At 42.8% G+C, this 12604-nt stretch carries 13 protein-coding genes; 6 read left to right on the top strand and 7 right to left on the bottom strand.

What is annotated here, in order from left to right; translation table 11 throughout:
* Positions 1-89 precede the first annotated feature (89 nt).
* The 3 genes from FTU40_RS01130 to FTU40_RS01120 all read left to right on the top strand — a co-directional run bounded on the left by FTU40_RS01130 (position 90) and on the right by FTU40_RS01120 (position 4077).
* Positions 90-560, top strand: coding sequence for a DUF3015 family protein (locus FTU40_RS01130; protein ID WP_100355239.1), 471 nt, complete (start codon positions 90-92; stop codon positions 558-560).
* 78 nt (positions 561-638) lie between these two features.
* Positions 639-2525: a DUF4105 domain-containing protein gene (locus FTU40_RS01125; RefSeq protein WP_180039446.1), complete on the top strand. Its 1887-nt coding sequence runs from the start codon at positions 639-641 to the stop codon at positions 2523-2525.
* A 163-nt stretch (positions 2526-2688) separates the two neighbouring features.
* The gene (locus FTU40_RS01120; RefSeq protein ID WP_074383032.1) at positions 2689-4077 is read left to right on the top strand and encodes a diguanylate cyclase; all 1389 of its coding nucleotides are present in this window, start codon (positions 2689-2691) and stop codon (positions 4075-4077) included.
* Between the two features lie 19 nt (positions 4078-4096).
* Here FTU40_RS01120 and FTU40_RS01115 read toward each other — a convergent pair whose 3' ends face one another.
* The 7 genes from FTU40_RS01115 to FTU40_RS01085 form a co-directional block, all read right to left on the bottom strand.
* Positions 4097-4657, bottom strand: coding sequence for a DUF4385 domain-containing protein (locus tag FTU40_RS01115; RefSeq protein ID WP_005096404.1), 561 nt, complete (start codon positions 4655-4657; stop codon positions 4097-4099).
* A 129-nt stretch (positions 4658-4786) separates the two neighbouring features.
* On the bottom strand, positions 4787-5224 hold the full coding sequence (locus FTU40_RS01110) for a hypothetical protein (protein ID WP_005096405.1): 438 nt from the start codon (positions 5222-5224) through the stop codon (positions 4787-4789).
* A 283-nt stretch (positions 5225-5507) separates the two neighbouring features.
* Positions 5508-6056: a GTP cyclohydrolase I FolE gene (folE, locus tag FTU40_RS01105; RefSeq protein ID WP_005096407.1), complete on the bottom strand. Its 549-nt coding sequence runs from the start codon at positions 6054-6056 to the stop codon at positions 5508-5510.
* Between the two features lie 93 nt (positions 6057-6149).
* Positions 6150-6833 carry a Smr/MutS family protein gene (locus FTU40_RS01100; protein WP_180039444.1) on the bottom strand — a complete coding sequence of 228 codons (684 nt, stop codon included), beginning with the start codon at positions 6831-6833 and terminating at the stop codon, positions 6150-6152.
* Between the two features lie 197 nt (positions 6834-7030).
* Positions 7031-7837: an indole-3-glycerol phosphate synthase TrpC gene (gene trpC / locus FTU40_RS01095; RefSeq protein ID WP_180039442.1), complete on the bottom strand. Its 807-nt coding sequence runs from the start codon at positions 7835-7837 to the stop codon at positions 7031-7033.
* A 20-nt stretch (positions 7838-7857) separates the two neighbouring features.
* Complete coding sequence (trpD, locus tag FTU40_RS01090) at positions 7858-8904, bottom strand: anthranilate phosphoribosyltransferase (RefSeq protein ID WP_180039440.1); 1047 nt, start codon at positions 8902-8904, stop codon at positions 7858-7860.
* Between the two features lie 9 nt (positions 8905-8913).
* Positions 8914-9498 (bottom strand): aminodeoxychorismate/anthranilate synthase component II, encoded by a 585-nt coding sequence (locus tag FTU40_RS01085; RefSeq protein WP_005096412.1) that lies wholly within the window; start codon positions 9496-9498, stop codon positions 8914-8916.
* Between the two features lie 809 nt (positions 9499-10307).
* Between FTU40_RS01085 and glnA the strand changes: the two genes are divergently transcribed.
* The 3 genes from glnA (at position 10308) to FTU40_RS01070 (ending at position 12600) form a co-directional block, all read left to right on the top strand.
* A complete protein-coding gene (gene glnA, locus FTU40_RS01080; RefSeq protein ID WP_180000831.1) occupies positions 10308-11723 on the top strand; it encodes a type I glutamate--ammonia ligase in 1416 nt (471 codons plus the stop codon).
* A gap of 95 nt (positions 11724-11818) precedes the next feature.
* Positions 11819-12097, top strand: a complete 279-nt coding sequence (locus FTU40_RS01075) for a hypothetical protein (protein WP_074383029.1) — start codon at positions 11819-11821, stop codon at positions 12095-12097.
* A 35-nt stretch (positions 12098-12132) separates the two neighbouring features.
* Positions 12133-12600 (top strand): chorismate lyase, encoded by a 468-nt coding sequence (locus FTU40_RS01070; protein WP_159515955.1) that lies wholly within the window; start codon positions 12133-12135, stop codon positions 12598-12600.
* The last annotated feature ends 4 nt before the right edge of the window (positions 12601-12604 follow it).

The following is a 12604-nucleotide window of genomic DNA, read 5'->3' as shown; positions in this document are numbered from 1 at the left end:
TGACTTATCGCTACTCTGCTGAGTGTGTAAGTCAAATTACATAATGAGAGTAATAACAAAGATTGCATGAGAATAACTGGAGAATAAGTATGTTGAAAAAAATTATGCTGGCGGCAGTATTAGCGACTGGTTCAAGTATGGCAATGGCTGACCGAGATGTCGGCTGTGGTATCGGAAGTCAGGTGTGGGCCGGTCAGACTGGTATTATTCCTAAACTTTTAGCAGGTACCACCAACGTTCTTTTCACGAATCAATGGCTCGGGATCACGTTTGGTACTTTGGGTTGTAGCCAGGGTGGAACAGTCACCGCTCAAGTGGTGACTTTTACCAATGAAAATGCTGAAGCACTGGCGCGTGATATGGCAGTGGGTGAAGGTGAAAGCCTGAATGTTCTGGCCGAACTTCTGAATATCAAATCTGAAGACAAAGGCCATTTTTTTAACATTTCCAAGCAGAATTTTGCTGAAATCTATTCCGAACAAAACCAGAATACCCTTCAAGTTCTGAGTTCATTACAAACAGTGATGGCCAAAGATGAAGTATTGAAATCTTATATCTGATCCGCACTTTGAAAACCCTGCTGCTCTGGCAGGGTTTTTCTTATGACTCAAAGAAATTGACGAGAATAAGTTAACTGAATGAAATATGCGTTCTTCATGTTGGGTCTGGCCTTCAGTCCCTTAAGTTTTGCAAACGAAATTAATCCGGATATCCAGCATTATCTCGATCAGGCCAAAAGCAAACGTCTGGATCAGAGCACCACCTGGCAGCGTCTGATGTATGCCAATTCTAAAGGCCACAGCGAGGTCGATTATTCAGGCTATTTTCTGGCAGAGCAGGGAAAGACTGATCTCAAAAAAGAAATACAGCATAATATTCAGGCCTTATTTGGCAGTGCAGAACCGAATCAGTCCATCCGTTGTAAGTTTCCGGCCCGAAGCAGCTGGTTAATGCAGCAGCTGGATATTTCCGAACAGCAATTGCCTGAAGTGAGTTGTCCGGATTTTGATCAATGGATTGCTGAGGTCAAGCCCTATCAGGCCACGCTGATTTATGCCACAGATTTTATGGGTAATCCCAGTTCGATGTTCGGGCATACCTTGTTGCGTCTAGATCCCAAAGATCAACAGCAGCTCAACCTGATTTCCTATGCCGTCAACTATGCCGCAACCGTCGATAGCAATGACAATTGGTCATTTGCCTGGAAAGGGCTGACCGGACAATATCCGGGTGAATATTCCTTGATGCCGTATTATCGCAAGGTCAAAGAATATGGCGACTTTGAAAGCCGGGATTTATGGGAATATGAATTAAATTTAACTCCACAAGAGACCCGGTTTCTGGTGCAGCATCTTTGGGAAATGCAAAAGGTGAGTTTCCCTTATTATTTTATCAATGATAATTGTGCTTATCGCTTGCTGGGGTTATTTGATCTGGTGCGTCCTGAGTTAAATTTACAAAAACAGTTTAATTCGACTGCCATTCCGATCGAAACCTTGAAAGTGGTAGAACAGCAGGGCTTGATCAAACAGAAAGTTTATCGTCCTGCCCTGGAAACACAGTTGCTGGCTCAATCTAGACAGCATGGCAAAGCTTTGGCAAAAAAGGCTCATCAGCTGGCTTATGCAGAAACAGGTACCATGCCTTCAATGTTGCAAACTTATCCGGCAGAGGATCAGGCCAAAGTGCTGGAAATGGCCTATGATCATCTATATCTGGATTTTCTCAGACAGAAAGTAGATGAGTCCTTTGCCCAGCCACGTTTTCGCAAGTTATTGGGCTTAAGAAGTCAGCTGGCTATCGAGAAACAGCGTCAAGCACCTGAGCGTCCGAAAACAGATCCAGTACAAAGTCATCATGCACGAAATATCAGTTTTGAGGCCGGACAGGTTCAGGGTGAATCCTTTGTTCAGCTTGGGCATCGGCATGCCTATCATGATTTAATCGATCCACAGGGTGGTTTGCGTACCGGCACACAACTGCTGTTTCTGGATGGGGCATTACAATATCGTAATAGTGAACTCAAACTGGAACATCTGGATTTACTGGCCGTCAATTCCTATAACCCGATTAATCCATTTAATACGCCCTTATCTTGGGGTTTTAATCTGGGCTGGACACAGGAAGCCTTAGACCGTCATGGCCAGTTTAGCGAAGAGCAACAGCATGGCGTCGCCGGTTTTAAGACCCAAGCGGGCTATAGCTGGGCAAATGCGAGCCGCGAACATTTGTGCTATGCACAAATGCAAACTCACGTTCAGGCGGGCAAGGCGCTCGATCAGGGTTGGCGCGTAGGAGCAGGGCCAACTTTGGGCTGCCAGAATATCTGGACTGATCAGATCAACAGTCTGGTGCAAGTGGAACTGCCTTATTGGGAAGATTCGCATCGCTGGCATCTGAAGCTAAATACCCAATTGCAATATGCCTTTACTGCACAGAATGCGGTTCGATTGTCTTGGGAATATCAGCAACAACAGGCGAAAGACTGGGATCAATGGAGTTTGGGCCTGATCCGTTATTTTTAAACGGCTTATATATTTTAAGGGCTAGTTTACGAAACTTTTCCTGTGAATCATCGATCAGTATAATTGGAATAATCTTGTCGATATTTTAGTTAATGCACCCGAATTTTGTTATATTTGTCACATAATGTTAGTGCAAATTGCAGTGTTTTGGGGAATGGGGCGTATGAATAATGAATGCATGGCAATGCTGGCCGAACAATGGAGGCAGATCTGTCAGAATTATTCAGCAGATGATCTATTGCATGCATTTCATTTTGTTCAGGAACATTCTGTTATTCTGGTCGAAGAATTCTATAAGAATATGCTCTTAGAAAAAGAATCGGCCCAGTTCCTGACCGACCAGATGGTTCAGCAGCGTTTGCGTAATACTTTGATTCAATGGCTGTCAGAAAGTTTTAGCGTACCGATCAACAAGAGTTATGCGCAAGCCGTACAAAAGCAGGCGATGGTTGGACATGTACATGCCCGAGTCGGTATCCCTTCCTGGTTAATCATGCGCGGTGTCCGTGAAATTGAACGCAAGGTTTTTGAACTGTTGCAAGCATCTTCTCAAAACAGCATGCTGACCGCCTGCAGTTATATTGTGCAAATCATGGGATTTGCCACAGAAATCATGTGCCGTTCTTATGAAGCCAAAACAGCCGTGAATCAGGAAATCAAACACAGTTACCGTGTTTTTTCAGCCATGCAGGATGTAGCGGTACAAAAAGACAAACAGCGCAGCTCATTGCTGGACTGGGAAAATGAACTGATGTTCAAGGTCTTTTCGAGCCCTGACAATTTAAAGCATCCGATGTTGTCCAAATCCGAGTTCGGTTTATGGTTTATCCATAAAGCCTCTTATGCTTTTACCGGTTCGGACCAGGTCGATTTAATCATTGAGCGGATTTATCAGATTGATGCAATTAATCAGACCATCATGGATTGTACGGATAAAAATAATGTCTTGGGGCTGATTCAACAAATCCGTGACTTAAACCGTGAAATTCAACTGCTGGTCGATCAGTTATTTCAGGTTGCGGAATATATTGAATCAGGCAATGATTCATTGACCCAGTTGTTAAATCGCCGTTATTTAAATACGGTGATTTCCCGTGAAATCACTTTTTCCCGTAAAAATCATACACCTTTGTCTTTACTTGCGATGGATGCCGATTTCTTTAAAAGTATCAATGATAAATTTGGACATGCCGCAGGTGATCTGGCACTTAAATTTATTGCCGAAGCGCTGCAAAAATACAGTCAGGGCAGTGATTATGCCTTCCGGGTCGGTGGGGAAGAATTCTTATTGTTGCTGGTCGATACAGATAAACAACGTGCCTTAAGTATTGCCGAAAGTATTCGTAAATATGTTGAAAATGGCATGATTAAAACCGCGCAAGGACAACAGTTTAAAATCACGATCAGTATTGGATGTACGCTCTATGACGGGCATCCGGATTATCAGCGATTTTTGGATGCTGCGGATGCCGCACTGTATATGGCGAAAAATACCGGTCGTAACCGGGTCTATATGGCACAGTCGCCCTCAAATCCGGTAGGGCAGCAATGATCCAGCTAGCTTAAAAGTTCTATTCATCTGCCATGTGTTGCTGGATAAATTCCTGAAATTTTCGCTTTTGCTGAATATAGTCTGGATGGTTTTTCGCATCATTCCATTTTTGTTTAAAAATGTTGGCGGCCGCTGCTTTGACCGGATCTTCGTGGCTGCGTGGCAATTCTGAACGGCCATGTGCGCCGCTTAAGCCTTTCTTATCTTCCGGAACCGGCCCATCATATTTTTTACCACCTTTATGGTTGGCGTAACGGCGGGCACGGGTATAACCCATCTGTAAAAACTTGCGTGCCATGTCCGCACCGATAAAATCATCTTGTTTTAAATAAGCTAGGAATAGCTGATAAATTTTGTCACTGCTGGCTTGGGCTTTTTCTTCATCCGCAAAGCGCCAGTGCGGCAGAATTTCAGATTTATAAGGCTCCACCAATAATACGCCTTGTTCTCCTCGGCCAATTCGGTACAACTCGGGCCGTTTGCGAAAATTAATCTTTTCGAAGTCCAGAGAATAATCAAAACTATTCGACACCACCCGTGACTGACGTTTTGGCGGCGGATTTTTGGCTGCTGGACTCATATCTTTGCCTTATATTTAGAAGGGTCGGTATCACTCAATAAAGAACACACTAAAAAATATAAAATAATTCTACTGATCTACTCACCCGAGATCAGGATCAAGAAAAGCCCCAGTCATGGGGCTTGGATTTTACTTTGACTTTTTCGAACTGGTCTTCGAGGTTTTGGCTTTATCAGACTTGCTCTTGGACGAAGTGCTTGACTGCTTTTTGGCCGGTGCTGATTTTTTTGAAGAAGATTTTTTCGTCTTGCTGTCTTCATCTTTGCTCTTATTGCTGCTTTTCGCTTTAGCCGGTTTTTTCGCTGAAGATGTTTTCAGGTCTTTGGCTTTATCGCTGCCTTTAGAACTCGCACTTTTCTTCGCCTTTACTTTTTCATCTTTACTGGCATTCTCTTTTTTAGAAGATGCTGCTTTAGATTTAGCACTTTCAGCTTTTTTGCTGACTTTGCGATCGCTGTCCTTGTCACTGCTTTTGTTCGACTTCTTCAGTTTTTCATCTTGCGTCTTTTTAGCAGTTTTTGCAGATTTCTTGCTGTCTTTGTCCTGATTGTTTTTGCTATTCGCCATGGTCATTTTCCTTGTCATTAAAAATCAAGCAGAAAGATATAAAGCTGTTTGCTGTATATCAACGTCAATTTACTTTAAGCGAGGACTAACTGGATTAAAACTTTATCATGTATCTAAATGTAGGCTTGTTGCAAAGATAAGCAGCAATTGTTTAGCTGCAAGTATAACGAATGCAAATTTGGTCAACAGCAGCTGTGATATCGATATTCTCTGACCAGAGCAGTTTATAAGAAATTAAAAAAACCCCGAATGATCGAGGCTTTAAATAATTGGCTTTTAAGGCTTAGTAGCTTTCTGGCACTGCACTTAAAAACTCACGGCGGGTTTCTTTATCAGTTTTAAAATCACCAATAAAAGAGACTGTACGTGTGGTCGATTCCTGTTTGCCCACACCACGCATCATCATGCACATATGTGCAGAATCAATCATCACGGCGACACCACGTGCTTTGGTGATTTCCGCCACTGCTTCTGCAATTTGCTGGGTCAAGTTTTCCTGGATTTGCAAACGACGCGCAAACATTTCAGTAATACGGGCAAATTTGGACAGGCCCAAGACATGACCTTCTGGTAAATAGGCGATATGGACACGGCCATAAAATGGTAATAAATGATGTTCACATAAGGAATAGAATTCGATGTTTTTGACCAGCACCATTTCACGGTTGTCGGAAGGAAAGACCGCTTTGTTGGTGACTTCTTCAAGTGTCTGACTATAACCCGAGGTTAAATATGAAAATGCTTTGGCAGCACGCACAGGCGTATCTTTGAGACCAGGGCGATTGAGATCTTCGCCAACGGCAGTAAGAATGTTTGCGTAGGATTGCTGCATAGTCATATGACGTATTCACTTAAACTGAGAATGAACAAGGACGGCATTGTAGCAGAAAACTTTTACAATGCCTTGTTTTGAGGCGAAAACCGGTTACTGTTTAAACTTTGGATTCTTTTCTGCACGTTTTAGCAGAACCAGAACTGCACCAGTACCGCCTTGTTTTTCAGGCGCACTGACAAAAGCCAAAACATCGCGATGCTGACGCAGCCAACCATTCACATAGGTTTTTAAAATCGCTTCCGGGCCTTTACCGTGTACGATCTTAATCACGTTCTGGTTTTCATCTTTGGCGATCTGGATAATTTGTAGCACCGCCTGACGCGCTTCTTCCACGGTACAGCCATGCAGATCCACAGCTTCAAACCAGCGTAAATTGCCGGCTTTTAAGTCTTCAAACACTTTATGCTGCAAGGTGGCAATGCGATAGCTCAAGTTGGCCTGACTCCCGACAGGATTGAGCATGGCCTGCGTGTCCGATAATGCCATGGCATCTGTTTCCATCGGGCCAGTCGCCGCTGCACGCTTTGCCAGAACTTGTGCATCCGGTTTTTTCTTGCGTGGTTTGTCCAGTTGAACCGTATTGCCTGATTCAATTTTTTGCACGCCCTGCATTTGCTTGCGGAATAATTCCAGTTCTTCTAAAGCCTCTTGCTCGACAGTCTTTTCAACAGGTGCAGCAACGACCGCAGGCGTTTGTGGCTGTGTAATTTGCTTCTTAAAAGATTTCAGCAGGTTGTACTGATCTTTAGATAATGAAGAATCGTGTTTACTCATAATGTAAAAACAAGGGAGATGCGGAATTTACAAGAATTATAGTCTGAAAATAGACAAAGGAGAACTGAATTGCGTTCATGACATTGCTGAGGATTTTAAATACGCTCGAGATTCTATGATCTACTTTTCAATATTGAAAATAAAAAAGCCCAATCTCATGATTAGGCTTTTTTAATGCTTAGGTGAGTATTTACATTTTAAACCGCTTCAGGCTCACCAAACAAATCACGGAAAGCATGATCCGGACGAGACTGTTTCATAAAGCTTTCACCGACCAAGAAAGCGTGAATATCATGCTGTTGCATCATCGCCACATCGGCAGGAGTAGCAATACCACTTTCAGTGACTAACAGGCGAGAGGGATCGAGTAAGTTCTTTAAACGAATCGAGGTATCTAAATCGACATCGAAGGTTTTTAAATTACGGTTATTCACACCCAGCAAGCAGCGATCTGAAAGTTTCAGCGCACGTTCCAGTTCAGCTTCATCATGTACTTCAACTAAAACATCTAAATTATGCTCAAAAGCAGTCTTCGACATTTCTTCCAGTTGCTGATCTGACAGACATGCCACAATCAGTAAAATACAATCTGCATCTAAGGCACGTGCTTCAATGACTCCATAAGGATCGATCAGGAAATCTTTACGCAGCGCCGGCAGGTCACAATGCGAACGGGCAATCTGAATATTTTCATCTGCACCCTGAAAAAAGTCTACATCGGTCAGCACCGATAGACAGGCTGCGCCTGCATCCTGATACTGTGCTGCAATTTCTGCAGGATTAAAATTCTCACGAATAATCCCCTTAGATGGTGAGGCTTTCTTGATTTCAGCAATTACACCCGGACGTTTTGACATTAAAGACTGGGCAAAACCACGCACAGCTGATGCACCTTGAGCCAGCTCTTCCAGATCTTTATAGCTTTTCTGCTTTAAACGTAGAGCAAATTCTTCCGTTTTACGGTCAACAATCTTGCCTAAAATTGTATTTGCGATATCCACCATGATCAAAATTCCTGACCGAATTAAGCTTCGTATTGTTTAATGGTTTTGGTAAATTCAGACAGCACACTCATTTTTTCAAGTGCCTGACCGCCGTAAATAATGTCATGTGCCAGCGCAACACCTTGCTTATAGCTGCTGGTTAAACCGGAGACATAAATACCCGCGCCGGCATTCAGCGCGATCATATTGGCGGCTTTATCACCGATGTCTGATTTTTTCTTGCCCAGTGCATCTTTGATTAAAGCCAGACTTTGCGCAGAATCTTCCACAATCAGTCCGGTCAGGGTTTGCGATTCAATATCGACCGATTCAGGAATAATTTCCCATTCCGTGACTTCGCCATTTTTCAGTTCAGCGACATGAGTTGAAGAGGCAATACTGATTTCATCCAGACCATCACGTGAATGTACCACCATCACATGTTCAGCACCGAGCTGTTTCATGACTTCAGCAATTGGACGGCAGAGTTCATTGGAAAATACACCAATCACTAAACGATTTACTCCGGCCGGATTCGTAAGCGGGCCAAGTAAGTTGAAAATGCTGCGAATCCCTAATTCTTTGCGTGGGCCGATTGCATATTTCATGGCTTGATGATGATTGGGTGCAAACAGGAAACCGACACCGACATCACGGATACAGCGCTCGGTCTGCTGCATATTCAGGTCCAGATTAATCCCGGCCTGTTCCAGTAAATCTGACGACCCTGATTTGGTCGAAACGCCGCGGTTACCATGTTTGGCAATGGTTGCGCCCGCTGCTGCAATTACAAATGTGGAAGCAGTAGAGACATTAAACAGGTTCTGGCCATCACCGCCTGTACCGACGATATCGACCAGATAGGGAATATCACTGACATCAATTTTGGTAGCCAGTTCACGCATGACCCGTGCGGCTGCGGTAATTTCATCAATGCTTTCACCTTTAAGGCGTAAACCCATCAGCAGGGCACCAATCTGGGCATCAGTGGTTTCACCTGACATGATGGCACGCATCACGTCTTGCATTTGATCCTGAGTCAGGTGAATGTTTTTGGTAATATTGTTTAAAGCTTGTTGAATATTCATAAGATGTTCTTAGGCATAAATTTCGAGAAAGTTTTTAAAGATTTGATGGCCATGCTGGCTCAGGATCGATTCAGGATGGAACTGCACGCCTTCGACCGGCAATGTCTTATGTTTTACCCCCATAATTTCTTCCATAGAGCCATCGGCTTCATTGGTCCAGCAGGTCACTTCCAGACATTCAGGCAAGGTGGCTTGATCAATCACCAGGGAATGATAGCGCGTTGCAGGAAATGGCGACGGAAGATTGCTGAAAATCCCGGTATCGCTGTGGTACATATCCGACAGACGGCCGTGCATGACACGTTTGGCACGTATGATGTCACCGCCAAATGCCTGACCAATACTCTGATGGCCGAGACAAACGCCCAATAACGGAATTTTTCCAGCAAAATGCTGAATCGCAGGAATCGAAATGCCTGCTTCACTCGGCGAGCATGGGCCGGGGCCAATCACTAAATACTTGGGTTGCCATCGCTCTATATCTTCCAATGTCACGGCATCATTACGGACTACTTTTACTTCTTGATTCAGTTCGCCAAAATATTGAACGATGTTGTAAGTAAAGGAGTCATAGTTGTCGACCATTAAAAGCATGAGTAACCTATTGAAATTAATGCACTTAACTGTGCTAAAGTTGTCCAGATCGTACTTTATTTGCGCTTATTGCAAGCACGGGTGTGACACGACTAAATCATTGATTTCATTGTGTGAAAATAAAGCACTATTCATCATAGCAAAAAATAGCCGTATTCGGCGCAACAATTTTGCTCAATTTATTTGCTTTAAAAGCATCTGTATCAACTGAAATAAAATTTTAATCATGATTTAAAGTAATAGACTTACTTAAAGAAACTTTAGGCTGTGTATTTTTTAGGGAAAAATTGATAAGTTAAAAATAATCAGCAATATTGATCTAAAGTTTGTTGAAAAAAGCATCACTTGAATAATAGAAATTTATATAGACTATGGTGTAGAAAGTATATTTAAAGAAAATGCCTCAAAATATTCACTGAGCAACTGCATGTTGCAGATCTCTGTTTGTCTCAGACCATAAGAAAACAGTCAATTTTTTAGCAACATATGGGTGTTTTTTAAACAAATACACGAAAAAGTAGCAAATTTTATATAAAAAACTATGTTTTTAATACACTTCTATAGGTGATTGCACTATTTAGGTGCGCTAAAAAATAAAGCAGAAATAAAATAAATGAAGAATGCCTGAATATAGTGCATTTAGTTTCTCAACTAGTATAATAGTCGCAAAGTATTTTTGTCACTTCATGATTTCTTATATAGATTTCAAGATTTTATCTATACTTTGAATAGTTGGTACGGTAATTGCTTAATGACTACCAACTACTAACACGCACGTAACGAGTGCAACAAAAATTCATCGGAGCAAAATGAGCATGGCGAACAAAGTCCTTCAACTCATCCAAGAAAGTGGCGCGAAATGGGTCGATTTCCGTTTTACGGATACTAAAGGTAAAGAACAACATGTGACTTACCCAGCAGATACAATCGACGAAGATACTTTTGAAGACGGTAAAATGTTCGACGGTTCTTCAATTGCTGGTTGGAAGGGCATCGAAGCATCTGACATGATTTTACGCCCAGATGCAGAAACCGGTTTCATCGACCCGTTCTTTGCCGAGCCTACAGTTGTTGTGACTTGTGATGTGATTGAGCCTTCTACAGGTCAGGGTTATGACCGTGACCCACGTTCGATTGCTTGCCGTGCTGAAGAATACCTAAAATCAACAGGTATTGGTGATACAGCATTCTTTGGCCCAGAACCAGAATTCTTCGTATTTGACGAAGTAAAATGGGAAATCGATATGTCTGGCGCGCGCCATACATTGATCGCTGAAGAAGCTGCCTGGTCAACCAACAATGACTACGAAGGTGGTAACTCTGGTCACCGTCCACGCGTAAAAGGCGGTTACTTCCCGGTTCCTCCAGTTGATTCTTCACATGATATGCGTGCAGATATGTGTGCCAAAATTGAAGACATCATGGGCCCAGGTCGTGTAGAAGTACATCATCATGAAGTTGCATCTTGCCAGTTAGAAATTGGTGTAAGCTTCAACACCATGGTTCGTAAAGCGGACGAAGTTCAACAGTTTAAATATGCGGTTTGGAACGTTGCGCATCAATATGCGAAAACAGCAACCTTTATGCCTAAACCAATGGTTGGTGATAACGGTTCTGGTATGCACGTTCACATGTCGATCTCTAAAGATGGCAAGAACCTGTTTGCTGGTGATGAATATGCAGGCCTTTCAGAAATGGCATTGTACTTCATTGGCGGTATTATCAAACATGCGCGTTCATTGAATGCATTAACCAACCCTTCTACAAACTCGTACAAGCGTCTGGTTCCGCATTTTGAAGCACCGATTATGCTGGCTTACTCAGCGCGTAACCGTTCTGCATCTATCCGTATTCCTTACGTGTCAAGCCCGAAAGGCAAGCGTATTGAAGCTCGCTTCCCAGATCCAATGATGAACCCGTACCTCGGTTTCGCGGCATTGTTGATGGCGGGTATCGACGGTATTCAAAACAAGATTCACCCAGGTGAAGCGGCTGACAAAAACCTGTACGATCTTCCTCCTGAAGAAGAAGCGAAAATCCCGACAGTGGCGCATAGCCTGGATATGGCGCTTGAAGCACTTGAAGCAGATCATGATTACCTGCTGAAAGGTGGCGTGTTCACGAAAGACATGCTTGATGCCTATATCGAACTTAAAACTGAAGAAGTGCGTCGTTTAAACACGACCACTCACCCAGTTGAATTCGAGATGTACTACAGCCTGTAATTCTTTCAAGAATTTCACTGTAAAAAACCCGCGCATGTCGCGGGTTTTTTCTATACTGGGTTAATATAAAGCAAAGAATGTTGAATTAGATTGTTATGACTAAACCACGTAAAAAACATACCGGATTTTTTCCTTGGAATGATCCTAAAGACCATGCGCAAGGTTTTAAGTTAAATTTTTCTGAAGTTACGTATTTGGAAGTAGGGCGTACCATTGAAGGTTATAAACAAGCACAGTTTGTTGAACTGAAAAATCCTGAACTGGCACTTACATTTGACTATCCAAAAGAGTTTTATTTAAGCGCTGAAGGCTTAATTTTAATTAAAACACCCCAAGGCAAATTTGAAGTGATTGCTAAAGCAGATAACTGTTAAACATGACGTATTTTTCTAAAAATCAGCATGCCTTGATGCCCACTATGTCTGCTGAGCTAAAACCATGGCTGTATGCATCAGGTTCTCTGACACAGCAATTGACCGGCTTGGCGCAGGGACAATTTCATGTTGAGCCTATTCAAGAGCATTTTCAGCGTTTAAGCTTCGCCAATGCCAAATGGATGCACATGTCACATCAGCATACTTCCTGGGTGCGGGAAAGCTATCTCTATGGTTCAGAACAGTCGCCCTGGGTGAAAGCAAAGAGTATTTTTCCAATTTTAAGCCTGCAAAAAAAAGCCCGAATCTTTCAGCATATTGGGACTAAGCCAATTGGCTGGTTCCTGTTTCAACGGACGAATCCACTCTGCCAGCGTCGGGTCATTCTTTTAGAAGAGGGTTGGACGCGTCAGAGCTGCTATACTTGGCACGGCTGTAAATTTATCGTACAAGAAACATTTTTACCGGCATTTGAACACTTTATACAAAATTCAAGGGCTTGACTTT

The organism is Acinetobacter sp. YH12100, assembly GCF_013419135.1.
Taxonomy (GTDB): Bacteria; Pseudomonadota; Gammaproteobacteria; order Pseudomonadales; family Moraxellaceae; genus Acinetobacter; species Acinetobacter pseudolwoffii.
The sequence above is the reverse complement of the archived record's forward strand: the minus strand, read 5'-3'. Positions and strand labels throughout refer to the sequence as shown.